The 19,446-nt window shown below is 70.7% G+C and carries 19 protein-coding genes; 9 read left to right on the top strand and 10 right to left on the bottom strand.

All coding sequences use genetic code 11. The features are described 5' to 3' along the window. A partial coding sequence (locus BCD49_RS34100) for a YdcF family protein (protein WP_071042331.1) occupies window positions 1–555 on the top strand: 555 nt, incomplete at its 5' end. A gap of 608 nt (window positions 556–1,163) precedes the next feature. Here the strand turns inward: BCD49_RS34100 and BCD49_RS34095 are convergent. Beyond that, window positions 1,164–2,132: a quinone oxidoreductase family protein gene (locus BCD49_RS34095; protein WP_241832451.1), complete on the bottom strand. Its 969-nt coding sequence runs from the start codon at window positions 2,130–2,132 to the stop codon at window positions 1,164–1,166. 66 nt (window positions 2,133–2,198) lie between these two features. On the opposite strand from BCD49_RS34095, the gene BCD49_RS34090 reads away from it, so the two are divergent. Then, the gene (locus BCD49_RS34090; protein WP_071042329.1) at window positions 2,199–2,693 is read left to right on the top strand and encodes a MarR family winged helix-turn-helix transcriptional regulator; all 495 of its coding nucleotides are present in this window, start codon (window positions 2,199–2,201) and stop codon (window positions 2,691–2,693) included. Between the two features lie 109 nt (window positions 2,694–2,802). On the opposite strand, the gene BCD49_RS34085 is transcribed toward BCD49_RS34090, so the two are convergent. Beyond that, window positions 2,803–3,645: an SDR family oxidoreductase gene (locus tag BCD49_RS34085; RefSeq protein ID WP_007518715.1), complete on the bottom strand. Its 843-nt coding sequence runs from the start codon at window positions 3,643–3,645 to the stop codon at window positions 2,803–2,805. 126 nt (window positions 3,646–3,771) lie between these two features. Here BCD49_RS34085 and BCD49_RS34080 point away from each other — a divergent pair, with 126 nt between their 5' ends. After that, window positions 3,772–4,371 carry a TetR/AcrR family transcriptional regulator gene (locus BCD49_RS34080; protein ID WP_007518716.1) on the top strand — a complete coding sequence of 200 codons (600 nt, stop codon included), beginning with the start codon at window positions 3,772–3,774 and terminating at the stop codon, window positions 4,369–4,371. A 49-nt stretch (window positions 4,372–4,420) separates the two neighbouring features. Here BCD49_RS34080 and BCD49_RS34075 read toward each other — a convergent pair whose 3' ends face one another. Together BCD49_RS34075 and BCD49_RS34070 are read right to left on the bottom strand one after the other, a co-directional pair. After that, window positions 4,421–5,014 (bottom strand): Fic/DOC family protein, encoded by a 594-nt coding sequence (locus BCD49_RS34075; protein WP_241832450.1) that lies wholly within the window; start codon window positions 5,012–5,014, stop codon window positions 4,421–4,423. A gap of 8 nt (window positions 5,015–5,022) precedes the next feature. Continuing rightward, entirely contained in the window at window positions 5,023–5,616 is a 594-nt protein-coding gene (locus BCD49_RS34070; protein WP_007518719.1) for a type II toxin-antitoxin system antitoxin SocA domain-containing protein, read from the bottom strand. Window positions 5,617–5,911: 295 nt separating this feature from the next. Between BCD49_RS34070 and BCD49_RS34065 the strand changes: the two genes are divergently transcribed. Both BCD49_RS34065 and BCD49_RS34060 read left to right on the top strand, forming a co-directional pair. Beyond that, the gene (locus BCD49_RS34065) at window positions 5,912–6,397 is read left to right on the top strand and encodes a pyridoxamine 5'-phosphate oxidase family protein (protein ID WP_007518721.1); all 486 of its coding nucleotides are present in this window, start codon (window positions 5,912–5,914) and stop codon (window positions 6,395–6,397) included. A 114-nt stretch (window positions 6,398–6,511) separates the two neighbouring features. Continuing rightward, on the top strand, window positions 6,512–7,261 hold the full coding sequence (locus BCD49_RS34060) for an enoyl-CoA hydratase-related protein (protein WP_007518723.1): 750 nt from the start codon (window positions 6,512–6,514) through the stop codon (window positions 7,259–7,261). A 19-nt stretch (window positions 7,262–7,280) separates the two neighbouring features. Here BCD49_RS34060 and BCD49_RS34055 read toward each other — a convergent pair whose 3' ends face one another. The 4 genes from BCD49_RS34055 to BCD49_RS34040 form a co-directional block, all read right to left on the bottom strand. Further along, the gene (locus BCD49_RS34055) at window positions 7,281–8,771 is read right to left on the bottom strand and encodes an aldehyde dehydrogenase family protein (RefSeq protein WP_007518725.1); all 1,491 of its coding nucleotides are present in this window, start codon (window positions 8,769–8,771) and stop codon (window positions 7,281–7,283) included. A 31-nt stretch (window positions 8,772–8,802) separates the two neighbouring features. Then, window positions 8,803–9,624, bottom strand: a complete 822-nt coding sequence (locus tag BCD49_RS34050) for an SDR family NAD(P)-dependent oxidoreductase (RefSeq protein WP_071042327.1) — start codon at window positions 9,622–9,624, stop codon at window positions 8,803–8,805. Then, window positions 9,621–10,565 (bottom strand): pantoate--beta-alanine ligase, encoded by a 945-nt coding sequence (locus BCD49_RS34045; protein ID WP_051466911.1) that lies wholly within the window; start codon window positions 10,563–10,565, stop codon window positions 9,621–9,623. The genes BCD49_RS34050 and BCD49_RS34045 overlap by 4 nt, the downstream gene beginning before the upstream one ends. 100 nt (window positions 10,566–10,665) lie before the next feature. After that, complete coding sequence (locus BCD49_RS34040; protein ID WP_007518732.1) at window positions 10,666–11,757, bottom strand: dihydrodipicolinate reductase; 1,092 nt, start codon at window positions 11,755–11,757, stop codon at window positions 10,666–10,668. A 270-nt stretch (window positions 11,758–12,027) separates the two neighbouring features. Here BCD49_RS34040 and BCD49_RS34035 point away from each other — a divergent pair, with 270 nt between their 5' ends. The 4 genes from BCD49_RS34035 to BCD49_RS34020 all read left to right on the top strand — a co-directional run bounded on the left by BCD49_RS34035 (window position 12,028) and on the right by BCD49_RS34020 (window position 16,444). Continuing rightward, window positions 12,028–12,648, top strand: coding sequence for a TetR/AcrR family transcriptional regulator (locus tag BCD49_RS34035; protein WP_035924824.1), 621 nt, complete (start codon window positions 12,028–12,030; stop codon window positions 12,646–12,648). 99 nt (window positions 12,649–12,747) lie between these two features. Further along, window positions 12,748–13,521: a TetR/AcrR family transcriptional regulator gene (locus BCD49_RS34030; protein WP_007518736.1), complete on the top strand. Its 774-nt coding sequence runs from the start codon at window positions 12,748–12,750 to the stop codon at window positions 13,519–13,521. Window positions 13,522–13,868: 347 nt separating this feature from the next. After that, window positions 13,869–14,936, top strand: a complete 1,068-nt coding sequence (locus BCD49_RS34025) for a phosphotransferase family protein (protein WP_071042326.1) — start codon at window positions 13,869–13,871, stop codon at window positions 14,934–14,936. A gap of 266 nt (window positions 14,937–15,202) precedes the next feature. Then, the gene (locus tag BCD49_RS34020) at window positions 15,203–16,444 is read left to right on the top strand and encodes an ABC transporter substrate-binding protein (RefSeq protein WP_035924820.1); all 1,242 of its coding nucleotides are present in this window, start codon (window positions 15,203–15,205) and stop codon (window positions 16,442–16,444) included. A gap of 59 nt (window positions 16,445–16,503) precedes the next feature. Here BCD49_RS34020 and BCD49_RS34015 read toward each other — a convergent pair whose 3' ends face one another. Together BCD49_RS34015 and BCD49_RS34010 are read right to left on the bottom strand one after the other, a co-directional pair. Beyond that, window positions 16,504–17,484 (bottom strand): zinc-dependent alcohol dehydrogenase, encoded by a 981-nt coding sequence (locus tag BCD49_RS34015; RefSeq protein ID WP_071042325.1) that lies wholly within the window; start codon window positions 17,482–17,484, stop codon window positions 16,504–16,506. 73 nt (window positions 17,485–17,557) lie between these two features. After that, window positions 17,558–19,213, bottom strand: coding sequence for a flavin-containing monooxygenase (locus tag BCD49_RS34010; RefSeq protein ID WP_425343342.1), 1,656 nt, complete (start codon window positions 19,211–19,213; stop codon window positions 17,558–17,560). Between the last annotated feature and the right edge of the window lie 233 nt (window positions 19,214–19,446).

The following is a 19,446-nucleotide window of genomic DNA, read 5'->3' as shown; positions in this document are numbered from 1 at the left end:
CTCGGTAGCCACGACCTTGGCGTGGCGACCTACACCGCCGACCTGCACGAGCGTGGCCTGTTCCCGCTCATCGTGTTCACCGGGGCGAACGCCCCCACGACCATCGGCGCCTTCCCACGGGGCGAGGCGGTCCACTACCGTGAGCACACTCTTGTTCTCGGTGTCCCGGACTCGGCCGTTCTGGTCGAGCCGACCGCCCGCAACACCGGCGAGAACATCACCCGCTCCCACGACCTGCTGCGCGCCCGGGGCATCGAGCCGCAGTCCGTGATGTTGATCTCCCGGCCCTACCAACAGCGCCGGGCCTACGCCACCTGCCGCAGGCTCTGGCCGGACGTCGAAGTTCTCTGCGCCTCCCAGCCGCTCGCCCTGGACGACTACATAGCCAGCATCGGGGACGTCGGTCGGGTGGTATCGATGCTGGTCGGCGACACCCAACGGATCTGGATCTACGCAGAACGTGGCTACGCCATATCTCAGCCCGTTCCGCACGAGGTTCACGAGGCCTACCGCGCCCTCGTCGCAGCCGGCTACACGACCCGCCTGATCGCCTGATCCGGCTTCGGCCCGACTACCTCGACGACGCGCCAGCACTCGCCGGGTAATCGATCAGCCGATCCGCCCGGACACTGGCGACACCATCCTTCGCAACCAGAATCATGATCGGGCGGGATCGCCAGGGACAGAGCGAGGAACCCTAATTACTCAGGTCTCGCATCGGATCCGGTCATGGGTTGTGGGGCGGATCCCGGCTTCCCGCCCGCCACAGCCCATGGATGGATGGGCGGGCAGCGCGCAGCGGCGGCCGGTCGCTTCTAACCCGCGTCGCGGCGGGCGCCAGCAGGATCCCGGCGTCGGGTCAGACGTCATGGGCGCGAAACGGCGCTGGTTGTGACTCTGACGTCGGACAGGACGAGCACGCGGCCGCACGAGCGCCCGGACGGCGCCCCGACCGAGCCCGGGCCGGGCTCCAAGCGGGGTTGACTCCGCGATCGCCAAGGCAATTCCACGGTGATTGCGTTCTTGCGTGCCAGGACGCCAAACATCCCACCGGATCATGACTCGGTCGCGTTACTGGTGGTCTCGTGGAATTGTCGCCGCCCGCGGCCCGGCCGACCGCCCGACGGCGTCGAGCACCCGGCCCGACCGCCGCGTGCGGGCATTTACCCGACGCGGACGATGCTCTTGCCACGGGTGGCTCCGCCCGCCAGATCCGCGATCGCGGTCTCGACGTCGCCCAGGTCGTATTCCGCGGTGACGTCGATGCGGACCGACCCGTCCGCTACCAGGCTCATGGCGCGGGTGGCGCTGTCGGCCAGCTTCGTCGGGCTGGTCTGGCTGGCGAGGTTGCTGTTGTACGTCATCAGGGACTGCCCCCGGGCCAGCAGGTCGTTGGCCGACACGGTGACCGGTTCGAAGGTGGCGATGTTGCCGTAGGCCACGATCCGGCCATGCGGGGCCAGCCGCTCCAGGCTCGCGACACGGGCAGGGCCGCCGATCGGGTCCAGGATGGCGTCGAACGTCTCCCCGCCCAGGGCGTCGGGAAAATCCTCGCGTACCAGCACCTGGTGGTAGCCGAACCGGTGGGCGTAGTCGACCTGGTCGACGTTGCCGACCACCCCGACGATGCGGGCCGCGCCCGCCACGGCGGCGAACTGCGCGGCCTGCGAGCCGACTCCGCCGGCGGCGGCGTGGATCAGCACGCTGTCCCCGCGCCGAACGGAGGCGACGGAGTTGATCACGTCGTAGGCGGTCGGCGTGACCCATCCGAACCCGGCCGCCTCACGTGGGCCGACTCGCTCGGCGTTGATCGCCAGCACGGCGGGCGCGGTCACGATCTCGGCGTAGCCTCCGCCCCCGAGCAGCGCGGTGACCCGTTCGCCCAGTCGCGCGTCCGCCACGCCCTCCCCCACCGCGACGATCTCACCCGCTGCCTCGAAACCCGGCACGAACGGGCGCGGGACGGGGAAATGACCCGCGCGCACGAGCACGTCGCCGTACTGCACTCCCGCGTAGGCGACCCGGATCGCGACCTCACCGGGACCGGGCACGGGTTCCGCCACCTCGACGACCCGGAAGCGGTCATCGRCGTCCAGCGCGACGGCCTTCATCACATCAAGCCCCTGTCTCAACTCAGTATCCTGACACTTGGAACCCAATCCGTATCAGGCATCTGAGTCAACTAAGAGGTTTGTGACATGACCGAAGCGCCGGTCGAGGAATATTTGTGCAGCCGCATCCGCCGCSCCGAGCAGGCTCTGACCGGTCACCACGAAGCGGTGCTGCGCCGATACGGGCTGACCATGCCTCAGTACACGGTGCTGCTGGCCCTGTCGCGCGAGGAGGCCATGTCGGGAGCGCAGCTGGCACGGGCGTGCGGGGTGACGCAACAGAGCATGGCCAGCGTGCTGACCGGCCTCCAGAACAAGGGGCTCATCGGTCGTCGGCCGTCACCCGTGCACGCGAAGGTCCTCATCGCGACGCTCACCGACGCCGGCCACGACCTCCTCGACCGTGCCTACCAGGAGGTGATCGTGCTGGAACGCGCCCTCACCGATCGGTTCACTCCGGCGGAGCACCAGCAGTTCTGCGACCTGCTCGACCGCGCCACCGCCACCCTCGTCGAGCAGACCCCCGAACGCACCGGACGCGCCACGCACGCGCGCTCCACCTCGGCCCCGTCCGAGGAATAGCAGGGAAGCCGCCCCAGATCGGGCGGAACCCAGGCGTATCGCGGGCGTCCTGAGGCCGCAGCCGACGTCGGGCGTCGGGCGTTCGAGGGCCGTGGCCGGCGTCGGACGCTCAGCGTCCCGACGGGGTGAGATTCACCTGTCCGGTCGAGACCGCGGCGACCGCGCCACCGTCGACGAGCAGGTCGATTCCGGTGATGAACGAGGCCGCGTCCGACAGGAGGAAACCCGTCGCCGCCGCGATGTCGTCCGCCGAGCCGAGCCGGCCGGTGCCGGACGCCGCGACCATGGCACGCATGCCGGCGCCGGACTCGCCGGCGAGCTCCTGCTGGCCCATCTTGGTGGAGATGACCCCCGGGCTGATCGAGTTGACCCGAGCGCCCCGCGCGCCCCAGGACACGCTTGCCGCCCGCACCCGCAGCTGGTTGGCGCGCTTGGCGAAGGAGTAGGCGTAGCCGGCGGACGGGAAGGCGTCCACCGCCGTGGACGGGAGGCCGAGCAGATCCTCGGTCGGCGCGCCCGCGAGCTGCGCCTCGACCTCGCGTGCCGACGGCGGAACGAGGTGACCGGACATGCTCGAGATGACGACGCCGGCACCTCCGACGGTGATGACCTCGCCGAACGCGTCGAGCACGAGCGCCGTGCCATACAGGTCGACCTTCAGGATCGCCTCGATCGGCGCCTGCGCGGGAGACAACCCGGCGGTGTGGACCACCTGGCGCACCGGGCCGAGCTCGGCGGCTGCCCGCGCGAGCGCGTAGACGGACTCCGGGGACGACACGTCCACGACCTGGGACACCACCTGCTGGCCCTCGTCGCGGAGGGTCTCGGCGGCCTCGGCCAGCGCCGTCTCGTTGTAGTCGGCCAGTAACACGGTCTTGCCCGGGCCGACGCGGCGGCTGATGGCGACACCCATACCGCCCGTACCGATCACGACAAGCACCTCGTTCGGCATGCGTTCAGCTCCCAGCGCGCTCAGTCACGAGACGCATTGTGTTACGAGACGATTTGTCTCGGAACAGGGACTATATAGGGCCTGACCTGCCGACCTCCACCTCTCCTGGACTCCTAGACTCGTCGGATGACGGGTGGGCGCCCACGCAGCGAGACGTCGCGGCTCGCGATCCTAGGCGCCGCACGCGACCTGTTGCTCGAACGCGGCTATGAACGGCTGACGATCGACGCCATCGCCGCCCGAGCTGGCGTCGGCAAGCAGACGATCTACCGCTGGTGGGCGTCGAAGAGCGCCGTCGTCGCCGACGCCGCGCTCGAGGGCGATCTGGCTCCACCGCTCGTCCCCCCGCCTGACACGGGCGACATCGAGACCGACCTTCGCGGCTGGCTGCGCGCCTGGACGCAGCGGCTGACGACGGCCGAGAGCACGAGCTTCATCCTCGCCCTCACCGCCGCGACCGCCGACGACCGCGCGGTCGCCGACGTCCTGTACGACCGCTTCACCCAGCCACACGAGCAGCTCCTGCGAGACCGGCTCGAGCTCGCCCGGGAGGCCGGTCAGCTCGCGCCGGACGCCTCGGTCCCGACGATCGCGGGCGTGCTCATCGGCTCGATGCTGTACCGCGTGCTCAGCCGCCAGGCGCCGCCGATGGCGGACGACGCCGACCTGGTCGTGCGTCTGGTGTTCAACGGATCAGGAAACCACGGTCGCCGCATGAGCTCCTGACGTGATCCACATTCCGTCCGCGTACCGCGTGGCTATTCGTACCGCGTGGCTATTCCAGCCGGGGCTCGATCGCCGGAGCGAGAAGCCTGATCAGCGCGTGCGGCCTGGAGGTCCTGAGGTACTCCCGACAGGCCTTGTCGTTCGAGCGTCGTTCGAGCGACTGCCAGGCGATCGTCCAACCCGCGTGCGCCGCCAGCTGACGAAGGAACGCGCGCTGCGTCCGCCCGTTGCCCTCCCGGAACGGGTGGATGGCGTTCAGCTCGCCGTAGACCKAGGCGAAGGCGACGACGAAGTTGTCCCACTCCAGCGGGACCAGGAACCTGCGCACGGCCAGCTTGCCGAACAGCTCGTCCAGCCGTTCGGCGACCTGCAGCGCGTCGCAGAACGACACCTCGCCCTTCGAGATGTTGCCCGTGCGCAGCTGGCCCGCCCAGTCGTAGACGTCCCGGAACAGCAGGCGGTGGAAGCGGAGCAGGTGGRCGACGTCGTACGCGCCCGGAACGACGGACGCGGTGAGCTCGGCCGTGCGGATGCCGACGAGCTCGTGCTCCGCCTTGCTCAGCTCCTCGGAGTCCCGGATGTTGAGCAGGTTGCGCAGGCAGGTCGTGCCCGGCCAGCAGTACGGGTCCTCATCCATATCCATGGCCGCCGTCACGACGTGCCGTACCGGAGGATCGTCTCCGCGACGATGTCGTCCGCCGCGCGTGTCCCGGCGGCAGCCTCACGCAACCGGTCCACGGCCTGCGGGCCGAACTCGTGGCCCTCGAGGCGCGCGCTGCCCACGGCGACGGACACCGCCACCTCCGGAGAGGTGCGAAGCCGGCCGTAGTAGTCGGCCATCACCGTCGGATCGATCACCTTGGCGGAGCGCCGGACGACCAGACGCCCCTTGCGGGCCAGCCGCCACGGCGCCTCGGTGCGGACGGTCCGGGACAGCTCCCCCTCGGAGAGCGGGGCATACGACCGCGCGGTCCGCTCGATCACGGCCCGCCCCCGGGAGCCGAGCCGCCGCGGGTCGCCGGCCGGCCATCCGGGCGCCTCGTACTGACCGCGGTGCTGGTCGTGCAGCCGGCGAACCACCGGCCCGCTCATCCACGCCTCAATGTCGTCCTCGAACAATCGCTCGCGGTGGTCAGCGAGATGCCAGGCCTGCGCGTAGTAGACGAGCAGCTGAAGCCGCGCGGTCCGCATCGGGCCGACACCCTCCAGCAGGTAGGCGGCGACGTCGTCGACGTTCTCCGCCATCACGCCCTCCCGCCCGGACGGTGACCATGCAGACGCGGCCGCTCGGGCAGGCACGACCGGGTTGCCCTCGGTGCGGCCCCACGCCCGACCACGCACATTTTAGGGCGAACTGACGTCGTTTGACGCGCTGACCTCGGGATCCGCGAGGACCGGCGGGCCCGTCTCGCCGCGCGCACCGCGGCGGACCGCGCGACAGACTGTCTCATAAATCGATACGTTTCGAGCGGCCACGCGTCGTCGGCCGGCCAGCACCGCGTCCCGACGTGTCCACCGGAGTCCGAGGAGCGAGGCAACCATGCGGTCCGAACTGATCGACACCCAGCGGCGGGGACGCAGGATCTCCCTGAGCGGCGACGAGGTCGACGCGCTGCTGACCGAGCAGCGGGTGTGCCGGGTGGCGACCCTCACCGCCGGCGGGCCGCCGCACGTCAGCCCGCTGTGGTTCGTCTGGGACGGCGGCTCACTGTGGCTCTACTCGATCGTGCGCAGCCAGCGGTGGGCCGACCTGCTCCGTGACCCGCGCGCCGCGGTCGTCGTGGACGCCGGCGGCGACTTCGGCGAGCTGCATGGCGTGGAACTGCGCGGCCGCTTCGAGCCGGTGGGCGAGGCGCCCCGCACCGGCGAGACCGACGTCCCCGAGCTGGCGACGCCCGAGCGGCTGTTCGCCGCCAAGTACATCGCCAATCCGGACGGGTCGATGTACCACGACGGCCGGCACGCCTGGCTGCGCCTCACGCCAGAGAAGGTCGCCTCCTGGGACCACCGCAAGATCAGCTTCTGACGGTCGTCCGCGCGGTCGCCGGACGCACGGTGACCAGACGCACGGTGACCGAGATCGCGGTAGCCGAGATCGCGGTGGCTGGGAGCACGGTTATGGAGAGGTGGGGGTAGCGCGGTGAGCGTGGTGACCAGCCGGCACGGCCGGGTTCTCGTCATCCGGATCGACCGGGAGGAGAAGCGCAACGCGCTCAACGCGGCCGTCACCGCCGGCATCGACGAGGCGATGAACACCCTGGAGGACGACCCCGAGCTGTGGTGCGGCATCCTGACCGGCGGAACGCGGGTGTTCTCCGCCGGCGCCGACCTCGCCAGCGGGCCGGGCGAGCCGACGGAGCGCGGCGGCCTGGTCGGGCTCATCCACCGGCGGCGGGCCAAGCCGCTGATCGCCGCGGTCGAGGGCCTGGCGCTCGGCGGCGGCGTCGAGCTCGTGCTCTGCTGCGACCTGGTGGTCGCCGCCCGCACCGCCCAGTTCGGGCTGCCCGAGGTCAAGCGCGGGCTGATGCCGGACTTCGGCGGCGCGTTCCGGATCACCCGGGTGCTCCCGCGCAACGTCGCCTACGAGTTGCTCGCCACCGGCGACAACCTCACCGCCGACCGCGCCGAACGGCTCGGCTTCGTCAACCTCGTCACCGAGCCGGGCGCCGCCCTCGACGGCGCGCTGGCGCTGGCCGAACGGGTCATCGCGAACGCGCCCCTGGCCGTCCGCGCCGCGCTGGACGTCGCCCACCATGAGGTCTCCCCCGACGAGACCGCCAGCTGGGCGCGCAGCGACGCCGCCCACGCCCGGCTGCTGGAGACCGCGGACCTCGCCGAGGGCATCGGCGCCTTCTTCGAGCGCCGCCCGCCCCGGTGGTCGGGCCAGTGACGGCGCCGGCGCCGGCGCGTTAGGCGACGCCCTCGCTGATGATCTTTACTTCGGTGTACTCCTCGAAGCCGAGGGTGCCCATCTCACGGCCGACGCCGCTCTGCTTGTAGCCGCCGAACGGCACCTCGCAGCTGAAGTACATGCCGCCGTTGACGTTCACGACGCCCGAGCGGATCTTCTCGGCGATCGCGCGGGCCCGCGCGGCGTCCGCGCTCTCGACCGTGCCGGCGAGGCCGAAGATGGTCGAGTTGGCGATCCGGACCGCCTCCTCGTCGGTGTCGAACGGGATGATGACCAGAACCGGGCCGAAGATCTCCTCCTGCGCGATCCGGGAGTCCGGGTCGACGTCGGCGAAGATCGTCGGTTCGACGTAGTAGCCGCGCTCCAGGTGGGCCGGTCGGCCGCCACCGAGGACGAGGCGGGCGCCCTCGGCCTTGCCGAGCTCGATGTAGTCGAGCACCCGCGCGCGCTGCCTGGCGTTGATCAGCGGGCCCATGTAGGTGTTCGGGTCGGCCGGGTCGCCGTAGGGGATGGAACGGAACGCGTCCGCGACCTTGGCGATCGTTTCCTCGTAGCGGGAGCGCTGGACCAGCAACCGGGTGTTGATCGAGCATCCCTGCCCGGCCTGCGCCAGCGACTGGTAGGCGATCATCAGCGCGTTCGTGTCGATGTCGGCGTCGTCGCACTGGATCCAGGCGGACTTGCCGCCGAGTTCCAGGAAGACCTTCTTGACCGTGCCCGCGGCGACGGCCATCAGGTGCCGCCCGACCGCCGTCGACCCGGTGAAGCTGATCAGGTCGACCCGCGGGTCCTCGGCCAGGAGCTGGGCGACCGCGTTGTCGGACGTCGGCACGACGTTGAGCACGCCCGGGGGTAGGTCCGTCTCCTCGGCCGCGAGCCGGCCCAGCGCCGTGGCGCTCCACGGGGTGTCCGGCGCGGGCTTGAGGATGACGGTGCATCCGGCGGCCAGCGCGAACGCCGCCTTCGCCAGGTTGACCTGCATCGGCGCGTTCCACGGCGTGATAGCCGCGACCACCCCGACCGGCTCGCGGTACTGGTGGCGCCGGCTCATCCGGCCCATCGACTCGCCGATGCCCAGGTCACGGACGAACTCGTAGCCCTCGGCGAGGTCCGCGGCGTAGGTGAGGTTGTCCAGGGCGCGGGCGAACAGCGGCACGTCCAGGCTGACGTTCGTCGCGCCGACCTCCGCGCGGATCGTCTCCCGCAGCTCGGGCTCGTGTCGCAGCAACGCGGTGTGCAGCTGGCGCAGGCAGCGGACCCGCAGCTCGACGTCGCGCGCCCAGGTGCCCTCGTCGAATGCGGCCCGGGCGGCGGCGATCGCGGCCCGCATGTCCTCGGCCGTCGCGTCGGCCGCGACCCCGACGACCTGCTCGGTCGCCGGGTTGACGTTCTCGTAGGTCCGACCGCCGGTCGCCGGGCGTAACTGGCCGCCGATGAGCAGCCGCTCCTCGACGAACAGGCCGGACGGGGTGATCACGGGTGTCGACATGCGTTGCTCCTCGGCAGGTGGATCGCCGGCCTCAGCCGGCGCTGGTGGCGGCGTTGGGGGTAAAGCGCTGCAAGGTGGGTTGGAAGCCGGTGGCTCCACCGTCGACGGTGATCTGGGTGCCGGTGACGTACTTGGACTCGTCGGAGGCCAGGTACACGGCGGCGGCGGCGATGTCGGCCGGCTCGCCCAGCCGCGGGAGTACCAGCATGYCGCGGATGACCTGCATGTACTCCTCGTCGGCGAGCAGCCTGCGCATGCCCTCCTCGCCGGTGTAGATGAATCCGACGATGATCGCGTTGGCACGGATGTCGGCGGCGCCGTAGTCGGCGGCGAGCTGGCGGGTCAGCACGTTCACGCCGCCCTTCGCCGCCTGGTAGGCGGGCCGGGAGCGCAGCGAGCGCAGGCTGGACGACGCCGAGATGTTGACGATCGAGCCGCCGCCCGCGGCCCGCATGTGCGGGATGGCGTACTTGCAGGCCCACATCGTGCCGTTGAGCGCCGTGCGGACGATGTAGTCCCAGTCCTCGGTCGAGATCTCGTCGACGTGGTTGTCGCGGCCGCTCGCCGTCACGTCGGTGGCGGCCGCGCTGTTGACGAGAGCGGTGATCGGGCCGTAGGTCTCGACGGTGGTTTCCACCGCGCGGGCGACGTCCTGCTCGGCGGAGCTGTCGGCCTCGACGTAGGTGACGGCGAGGTCGCCCGCGCGCAGCGTGGCCTCGAGCTCCTTGCCTCGGGTCGGGTTGCGGCCGGTGAAGGCGACCGACGCGCCCTGCTCGGCGAACATCCTGACGACGCCGGCGCCGATCCCGGCGGTGCCGCCGGTGACCAGCGCGACCTTTCCTCGCAGCCTCATTCCGCGCCTTTCGTCGTGTCGTTGCCGGTCGGGGTCGGGGCTGGAGCCGAGGCTGGAACCGGGCCCGTGCCGTCGCCGGCCGGAACCGGGGCGGCCTTTCCCGGGACGGTGACGCCGATGTTGTCGACCAGCGGGGTGTCGCCGAAGGTGGCCGAGACGAGCAGCCGGACGTCGCCCGCGAGGACGTCGAGCGGGCGCAGCGTGTCCGCCTCGACGGCGTGCGCGTAGTCCACGGGGGCGACCTCGCCGATCCGGTCGGCGACCAGACCCGTGACCACCTTCGCGTCGCGCTCCCCTGCGCGGACCAGCTCGGCGGCCTCGCTGAGCGCGCGGTGGATGACCGGGGCGGCGGCGCGTTGGGACGGGGTGAGCCGCACGTTTCGGCTCGACCTCGCGACGCCGTCCGGCTCGCGCACCGTCGGACAGCCCACGACCGTGGACGGCGCCAGCAGGTCCTCGGCCGCCCGCCTGAACAGGACGAGCTGCTGCCAGTCCTTCTCGCCGGAGTAGTTCCTGCACGGGCCGGCGATGTTCAGCATCGTGAACACCATCGTCGCGAGAATGCTCGCGTGATCGGGCCGGAGCAGGCCGGGCAGGTCAGGCACGAGCTCCGGCTGGCTGAGGAAGGTGACTGGACGCCGCCCGTACAGGTCGTCGCGTCGCATCACCAGGAAGAGATCGACGCCGGCGGCCGCCAGTAGTTCCTTGTCTCGGTCGATGTCGCGCTCATAGACCTGCGCCGACACCGGCGTCCAATCGAGCTGCACCACGCCCGCGTAGAAGAGGGCCACTACGTCGTTCTCGCGCCGGGCGCGTTCCACCAGGGACAGGTGGCCCTCGTGGATGGCGCCGCTGGTGCCGACCATGCCGACGGTCCGGCCCGCGGCCCGGTGGGCGTCCAGCAGTGCCCGGGTTTCCCGGTAGTCGTGCAGCGTCCGCATCGCCGAGCCCGTCGCGCTGGCCGAGCCCGTCATGCCGCACGGCCTGTCGCGCTCGCGGAGCCCGTCGCGCTCGCCGTGCCTGTCATGCCTGTCGCCGCGCTCACGGGCGCGTCGCCGCCGGCTTCGCCACCGACGTGGCGCGGTGCGCGAGGGTGACGGCGCGCGGCGCCGGCACGTCGAGGACGGTCTTCGTCCCCGGCTCGGCGGCGACGAGGATCGGGATGACGTTGACGGCGCGGGCGGCGTTGAGTGCCGAGACCGGCTCCAGGTCCGGGTCGAAGGCCAGGTCGAACACGCAGGTGATGGTCGGGACCCCGCTGATCTCGACCTTCCAGTTGGGCTCGTCCTCGCTCACCCGCCAACCGGGCGCCAGGCCCAGGCCGACCGTCTGCTCGTTGACGACCTCGTAGAACGGCACGTCGCCGTCCGCGCCGGTGTACGCGGTGAACGTCCAGCGGGCGCCGGCGATCGTGCCCTTCTTCACCTCCAGCCCGCTGGGGTGCAGCACGGCGTCCTCGAGTGCCGCCGCGTACTCCTTCCTGGTCACCCGCACGTCGGTCAGCTCGAATCCGAGACCCGCGGCGACGATCTCCGCCGACTGGCGGATCCCCCAGATCCAGCCCTGGTCCGCCTCGGTGGGCGACTGGTCCTCCGGAACAGGCAGGCCCATGCCCAGCGCCCCCTGGAGCTGCTGGGCGCCCGGGTAGTGCGGCACGTAGTCGCTCTGCCAGCAGCGGATCTTCTCGACCTGGCCGGTGTAGCCGGAGACGAACAGCGGCAGCACGTCGCTGACCAGCCCTGGGATGTTGCCGCCGGCGAGGAACGACGAGCCGCCCTCGGCGCACGCCCGGTCGAGGATCTCGCGCTCGGCGGGGATGAAGGGCGGCCACCAGCCACCCATGCTCGAGTAGACGTTGGTCCCGGCGGCCAGGAACCGCGCGATGACCTCCGGCTCCCAGGTCAGCGAGTGCCAGAGCACGCAGTCCGCGCGCAGCGCGACCAGCGCGTCGACGTCCCGGGTCGCCGCCAGCCCGACCGGCCCGATCCCGACCAGCTCGCCGACGTCGCGCCCTTCCTTCTCCTCGTGGTGGACGAGGACGCCGACGAGTTCCAGGCCGGGCTCACCGGCCAGCAGCCTGATCGCCTGCGACCCGACGCCCCCCGTGTAGCAGACGACAACCCGAATGCCCATCTCGCTCCTCCCCTTCGTCACGTCCGTCTGGTGTCACGTCCATCCGGCGGGGCGCGGCCGGCCAATCGTCATCAGGCGTCTCCGGCTGGTCAATCGGCGTTCAGGAAGCTGAACATCTGTACAGTCGCGGAAGTTCGGAAGGGAGACGGAACGAAGAGGTAGCGGAGCAGCAGGGCGGAAGCGCAGTAGGCAGCGCGGAAGCGCGGTAGACGGAAGCGCAGGAGAGAGGAGCGGCGGCCAGTGGAACGCGGATCAGAGGATGGGACACCGGTGCGGCCGGACGACCTCACCGCCAAGGCGCGCATCCGCAACGCGGCCTTCGCGTTGATCGCGCAGGATGGCGTCGACGCGGCGACGGTGCGTGCCATCGCCCGCCGGGCGGACGTCTCGCCCAGCCTCGTCCTCCATCACTTCGGCTCGAAGCAGGGCGTCGTCGACGAGGTCGCGGCCTGGGTGGCCGACGTCCTCGGCGAGGTGACGCGGGATACCGACTCCACGGTGGGTCCGGCTGAGGCGCACCGCCGCCGCCAGCTTCGGTTCGAGCGGATGACCATCGAGGCGCCGCTGCTCGGCGCCTACCTGCGCCGGATGTTGCTCGATGGCACCGAGAACGGCCTGGAATGGTTCACCCGGGCGGTCGAGGCCTCGGTGGCCGGGTTGAGCCAGCGCGAGGCGCTCGGCATAGCCCGGCCGTCGGCCGACGTCCGGGTGACGGCCGCGATGTTGGCCCTGCTGGGGTTCGCGCCGGTGCTGCTCCGGCCGCATCTGGAGCACGCGCTACGGCTCGACTTCGACGACGAGAACGACCGACGGCGGTGGCGCGCCGCCGAGACGGCACTGCTGACCTCGGCGCTCTACCCCCGCGGCGCCCTCCCGGACGCCTCGGCCTGAGTCGTCGCGAGTCGATGACGCCCGCGGGCCAGATCCGGACGCCGGCTAACAGCGTCACTTGCGTTATCCGGTAGCCTGAATGCAATGAGCGGGGAAGCTGTGAGCGAGCGCGCCCGGAGCGGCGACGACACCGAGGCGGACTGGCATCGGCGGGTCGTCACACGGTCGCTGCAGGGCGCGCAGAAGCGTTCGATCGACCGCGGGGACCGGTTCATCCGGGCGGCGGCGAAGGTGCTGGAGCGTTCGAACGGCGAGTCGCTGACGGTCCAGGACGTGGCCGACGAGGCCGGGCAGTCGCTGCGGACGCTCTACCAGTACTTCGCGAGCAAGGATGACCTGCTTCTCGCCGTGTTCGAGGAGGCGATGCGCACCTACGCGCGGATCATCCGCGCCGCGATCGCCGATCTGGACGACCCGCTCGAACGGCTGGCCGGCGCCATCCTCGCCGCGGCGCACCTGCCCGCGATGCACAACAAGGCCGGCGTCGACCGCGGGCTCGTCCACCTGCGCCTCCAGCTCGGCCAGGCCGAACCCGACCTCATCGCCCGTTCCCAGGCGCCGGTGACGTCGCTGTACCGCGAGCTGATCGAGGCCGCCACCGCCGACGCCGCGCTGACCGCCCTCGACGTCGAGCCGGCGACCTACTTCCTCGTGTCGACGCGGACGTCGTTCCTCACCTCGATGACGGCGGGCAACGAGTACGGGGTCCGAGCACCCGACCTGATCGACCTTTCCCTGTTCTGCCTGAACGGCCTCGGCGCCCACCGCCCGCGGGAATGGCACGAGCGGGTGGACAAGCGCCTCGAGCTCTCGGGCGACGGGCGCTCGATCCTGCGCCGCCTGGCGAGGGCATCGGGCTCCACGTCTGCCTGAGCCCCGGGGCGCGACGGGACCCGTCCCGCGCGGGTTCGCCGGGAGGCCGGACGGGCGGGCGCCGGCCGCGCACGTGCCCGTCGCGCGTCGTCAAACTCCAGACGTCCGAGGCTCTCGCGGCCCACCGGCCGCTGATGGCGCATCGACTACTGATACTGTCGCTTTCGCCACAGGCCAATCGAGGCTTTACCCACGGAATTCGCCGACCCTCCCGGGCGCATGCGGGCCCCGCGAACACAGCGGCGGTACCGGCCCGTTCCGGGATCTCCCGTGCCTGCCCCGGGCGAGCGACGCCCACCAGTGATGCATACAGCGTTATTCCGGCCGCGCCAATGTGAGGTCAGCTCATGGATTTTCAGTTACGCGACCCATCCAAGACCGCCAGCAGCCTCCGCACCTGGCTCACCGACGTCCRCGGACTGGTGGACGTCGAGGTCGGGAACCCGACCATCCCGGCGGGCACCGGCGCGTCCAACGAGACGGTCCTCTTCGACGCGACGTGGTCCGGCCCCGCCGGACCCGAACAGCACCACCTGGTGGCCCGCATCGCGCCGACGAGCTACGTGGTGTTCCCCGACGACACGTTCGCGTTGCAGTTCCACGTGATGCKCGCCCTGGCCGCCGCCTCCAGCGTCCCGATGRCTCGCATGCACTGGTTCGAGCCGGACACGGCCTGGTTCGGCGCGCCATTCTGGATCATGGACCGGGTGGCAGGCCAGATCCCCAGCGACACCCCGCCGTACGCGTCGACCGGGTGGCTGGCCGAGGCGACACCCGAGCAGCAGCATCGCGCCTGGGTCAGCGGTGTGCGCGCCCTGGCGGGTGTCCACACGACGCCGCTGGCCGACCTGAGCCTTCCCTCGGGTCTGCTCCCGACGCCCGACGACCCGCTGGCCGCCGAGATCGATCGCTACGAACGATTTCTCGCCTGGGCCGAGGAGGACAAGCCGTTCGAGCTGGCCAGGGACGCACTCGCCTGGCTGAGGCGTAACCAGCCGTCGGCGCCTGCCGGCGGGCCAGCGCTGTGCTGGGGCGACGCCCGGCTCAGCAACCTCATTTATCAGGACTTCGAGGTCGCCGCGGTTCTCGACTGGGAGATGGCGACCGTCGGCGACCCGCTCCTCGATCTGGGCTGGTGGATCTTCGCCGACGAGACGCTGACCACGGGGGCGGGCCTCGGCCTGCGCCGCCTACCGGGCTTCCCGTCGCGCGAGGAGACCGCCGCGCTCTGGCGTTCGGCCACCGGGCGCTCCACCGACAACCTCGACTACTTCGAGGTGTTCGCCGGGCTCCGATTCACGGTGATCATGGTTCGGATGGGAAAGCTGATCGTCGACATGGGATTCATGCCCGACACCTTTCCCTACGACAACCTGGTCAGCCAGGGCCTGCACCGGGTTTTGTCCCGGGTCTAAAAATCTGGCGCCGGCCGCTATTCACGCTGGGTGATGTCGTACCGCCGTCAATCGATCGGCAGTCATCAACACGAGAACAAGCGCGACATCACCGGCGTGGGCGCCTCCTCGCGGATGCGATATCTTCCCGAACATCTGGCTCGGCCAACATCCAAACTCCGTGACGGCGCGGTTTTCGCCTGACCGGAGGGCTGGGCCCGACAACCCGAGGAGGCAGGCACTTGGTGACACCCTTGCACCGCGGCACCCAATACTTATGCAGCCACGTGCACCAACGCCGATACACGAAACTCACCGCCATCTCGGCGGCCGTCCTGGCCGCGCTGGCCGCCACCGGCTGCTCTGGCGCCGCACCATCCTCGACGCCCTCAGCGGCCTGCGACTCACCGGGCGTCTCTGCGCACGAGATCCGGATCGGCCTGGTCTACCCGGATGGCGGGACCATCGGAGCCGCACTTCAGGCCGCCCGCAGCGGCGTCGACGCCCGTCTGGGCGTGGCGAACGCCGCCGGTGGCATCAATGGGCGAAAGATCGTCTACGACTGGCAAAGCGACGATGCCAACACGGTGGGCAACGACAACGCCGTACGGAGCCTCGTCGAGTCCAGCAAGGTCTTCGCGCTCTTCGAGGCGTCGTTGAACGGCGACGGCGGCGCCGACTACCTCCGGTCCCACCAGATTCCCGCCGTGGGGCTGCCCATCGAGAACGTCTGGGCCGATCCGGCATATACGAACATGTTTTCCTATCCGTCTCTTGTCACCGGTGGGCCGGTCTCGGACGTCCTCGGACGATATGCCCGCGCGCAGGGCGGGAATCGGGCCGTCATCGTCAGGACGGACGCACCCGCCGACCAGGGGTTCACCTCTCCCCTGGAGCAGAGCCTCGGCACGGCCCAGATCCCGGCGACAACGGTCGCGTACAACGCGGCGCTGATGACTCCCGCGCAGTTCGTCGACCGGCTCCGTGAGACGAGCGCGGACGTCCTGGTGCTGGACCTCGGCCCCGCCGACATTCCCGCGATCGTCGCCGCGGCCAAGGCCGCGGGTATCCACTTCAAGGCGATCATCGGCATCACCGGCTACAGCGCCGAGACGCTCCAGAAGTACGGTGCCTCGGTGGCCGGCCTCACGAGTTTTTCGACCCTGATGCCGTTCGAGGCGAATCTTCCCGCACAGCGGACCTACATGGCCGCCGCCGCCAAGTACGCGCCCGAGCTCCGGACGCCTTCCCAGGACGTGGCATACGGGACCTATATCGCCGCCGACATTCTCGTGCAGGGGCTGAAGGCCGCGGGCGGGTGCCCGACCAGGGTGGCGTTCATCAACGCCCTGCGCGGGCTGCGGAACTACGACGCCGACGGAATGCTCGCGGGCAAGGTGGACTTCACCAAGACCAAGCAGACGATCAACTGTCTGATCTTCATGCGCGTCAACGGCACCGGGACCTCGTTCGACATCGTCCCCGAAGTCGGGTCGTCCGAGACGCGGTGGTGCGGCGACAGCTCCTGAGCCCCCGCCTCGCGTCGCGCCGAAACCGAGCGCGGCGCGAGGCGTGAGGCGCGCCTGATTCAGGGCTGGACGAGGATCTTTCCGCTGGCGGCGACCTGGGCGAGGTCGTCGAACGCCTCGTTCACCTGGCCGAGTTCGACCCGCTTCGCGAGCAGCGGCGCCGGGTCGATCAGGCCGCTGGTGAACGCCGCGATGACCGTCCGGAACTCCTCGGGCGTGTAGTAGACGGCGAAGCCGATGGACACCTCCTTCATCAGCGCCGCCCAGGACTGGAACGAGGTCGCGTCGATGGTCACGCCCGCCAGGACGATCCGGCCCCTCGGCCGTACCGCGGTCACGAAGGCGTCGAGCAGCCCGGCTTTGCCCGCGCACTCGGCCACGACGTCGTAGCCGCTGGCCTGGGTCTCCTCGACGGTGGTGAGGACGTCGGTGGCCCCGAACGACTCCGCTGCCGACCGCCGCGAGGCAGCCGGGTCGACGGCGGTGATCCGGCGGGCCCCACGCGCCCGGGCCCAGGCGATGGTGGTCAGGCCGACCGTGCCGGCGCCGACGACGAGCACGTCGTCGCCCGCCTCGATGCGCCCGGTCCGCGCGGTGTGCAGACCCACCGCGAACGGCTCCACCAGCGCGCTGTGCACCGGGTCGATCCGCGGGGTCAGCGGGAACGCCGCCGCCGCGGTCACCACTGCCAGCTCGGCGAACCCGCCACCGGTGCCGCCGAGCCCGACCAGCCGCACCTTCGCGCAGTGGATCACATGGCCCGAGGCGCACCACTCGCACTGCCCGCACGACAGCGCCGGCAGCACCGCCACCTGGGTCCCCGCCAGCCAGCCCTCCGTGTCCGGCCCGAGCCCGACGACCTCTCCACYGAACTCGTGCCCCATGATCGTGCCCACGGGCATGGCGGCGCGCGCCTTGAGGTCCGAGCCGCAGAACCCGCAGGCCGTGACCCGCACCAGTAACTCGCCGGGGCCGGGCGACGGGTCGGCCACCTCGGCGATCTCGTACTGCCCACCGGAAGCGACGACGGCCGCGCGCATGAGACCTCCACTGTGCCCCGACCGCCCAGCCATCGCCGGGCGGTCGCCTGATTACGACTAGGTGTGCCTGTCCCTAGGACAGCTTGAAGCCGGCGTAGCCGTCGGCGGCGATCTCGCCGAGGCGGCGCCGGTACTCGGGCAGCCCGAGGGGGTAGGTCGTGTACATCCGCTTCTTGCCCGGCACGTTGGCGCCGTTGTACCAGGAGTTGCAGTCCGGGTGGACGACCACGCTGCCGGCCACCAGGGAGGTGATGCCGTCGATCCACTCGGTCTGTGCCGAGGGAAGTGCCTCCATCGTCCGGTAGCCGCCCGCCCGCACGGCCGAGATGGCGTCGGCGATCCACTCGACGTGGTGCTCCATCGCGGCGACGAAGTTCGAGGCGGCCGACGGGCTGCCCGGCCCCTGGATCAGGAACAGGTTCGGGAATCCGGCCACCTGCAGGCCGAGGTAGGAGAACGGGCCTTCCGTCCTCCAGAAATCGCGGAGCAGCGCGCCGCCCCGCCCGCGGACGTCGATGCGGGTGAGCGCGCCGGTGAGGGCGTCGAATCCGGTGGCGAACAGGATGACGTCCACCTCGTAAAGGCCCTGTTCGGTGCGGATCCCGGAGGGAGTGATCTCCTGGATCGCGCCCTTGCGCAGGTCGACCAGCGTCACGTTCTCGCGGTTGAACGTCTCGTAGTAGCCCTGGTCGATGATCGGCCGCTTGCAGCCGAACGGGTAGGTCGGCGTCAGCGACGCCGCGGTCTCCGGATCCCGGACGATGCGCGCGACCGCCTCGCCGTACAGAGCCGTCGCCAGCTTCCCCGCCTCGGGGTCGAACATGACGTCGCTCCAGTACAGCGCGCCGGTGACGCCGCGCTCCTCGATCGCCCGCAGCTGTTCCTCGCGCGACGCGGCCAGCAGCGACGGGAACTCGCGCATGTTGACGAGCACCGAGAAGGCGCTCAGCCGGGCCGCTCCCACGTGCGCGGTCAGCTGCGCGGCCCGGATCTCGTCGTATCTCGCCTTCAACCCCGCCAGCTCACCCGGCTCGTAGGAGCGCGCCGGCGAGGGCAGCGTGTAGGCGGCCGACCGCTGGAACACGTAGAGGTGGTCGGCCTGCTCGGCGACGACCGGTACCGCCTGCACGCCGGTCGACCCGGTGCCGATGATCGCCACCCGCCTGCCGGCGAGGTCGAACCCCTCTCGCGGGTACCGGTTGCTGAACAGCGTGGTGCCGGCGAAGGTGTCCAGCCCGGGGATGCCCGGGTCGAGCGGCGCGGAGAGGATGCCGGTCGCGGCGACCACGAACGGGGCGACGAACCGCTCGCCGGCCGCCGTCTCCACCAGCCACGACGCGTCGTCCTCGTCGAACGTCATCGCGGCGACCCGCGTCTCGAACTGGATGTCGCGGCGCAGGTCGAGCCGGTCGGCCACGAAGTTCAGATAGGCCTCGATCTCCTGCTGACCAGGTAACAGCTCCGTCCAGGTCCACTCCTGCTCGATCTCGGGCGAGAAGCTGTAGGAGTACTCGATGCTCTCGATGTCGCAGCGCGCGCCCGGGTAGCGGTTGAACAGCCAGGTCCCGCCGACCTCGTCCGCCGCCTCGAGCACCCGGACCCGAAGCCCGAGCTCGCGCAGCTTGTGGAGCAGGTACAACCCCGAGAAACCCGCGCCCACCACGACGGCGTCATACGGCTCGGCTCCGGCACTCTCCCGCGGAAGATCCCGGGCCGCCACCGCATCCACGTCGCTCACTGCCACGCCCCTGCCGATCTCGTCGATGCCAAGATAAGTATAGATATTTTCGTTCGTCGACAGGGACGTCAAGCGACGGTCCAGGCGCCAGCCCCGGGTGACCGCGCCACCGCGGATCGGAGCGGTCACGCCGCCCTACCTTCCTGAGTGCGCCCGGTCTGCAGGGTCGCCTGTGAGGGGCGGCAGGATCGGGGGTGTGCGAGCGAGGCAGGGATGGCTTTCAT

This window comes from Pseudofrankia sp. EUN1h, assembly GCF_001854645.1.
Taxonomy (GTDB): Bacteria; Actinomycetota; Actinomycetes; order Frankiales; family Frankiaceae; genus Pseudofrankia; species Pseudofrankia saprophytica.
This window is presented reverse-complemented; position numbering and strand designations above follow the sequence as displayed.

Excerpts from the sequence above, each read along its gene's own strand:
- BCD49_RS34085 (WP_007518715.1), bottom strand. The coding sequence starts at position 3,645 with ATGCCGAACGAGGTGCTTGTCGTGATCGGTACGGGCGGTATGGGTGTC.
- BCD49_RS34080 (WP_007518716.1), top strand. The coding sequence starts at position 3,772 with ATGACGGGTGGGCGCCCACGCAGCGAGACGTCGCGGCTCGCGATCCTA.
- BCD49_RS34070 (WP_007518719.1), bottom strand. The coding sequence starts at position 5,616 with ATGGCGGAGAACGTCGACGACGTCGCCGCCTACCTGCTGGAGGGTGTC.
- BCD49_RS34065 (WP_007518721.1), top strand. The coding sequence starts at position 5,912 with ATGCGGTCCGAACTGATCGACACCCAGCGGCGGGGACGCAGGATCTCC.
- BCD49_RS34055 (WP_007518725.1), bottom strand. The coding sequence starts at position 8,771 with ATGTCGACACCCGTGATCACCCCGTCCGGCCTGTTCGTCGAGGAGCGG.
- BCD49_RS34045 (WP_051466911.1), bottom strand. The coding sequence starts at position 10,565 with ATGCGGACGCTGCACGACTACCGGGAAACCCGGGCACTGCTGGACGCC.
- BCD49_RS34040 (WP_007518732.1), bottom strand. The coding sequence starts at position 11,757 with ATGGGCATTCGGGTTGTCGTCTGCTACACGGGGGGCGTCGGGTCGCAG.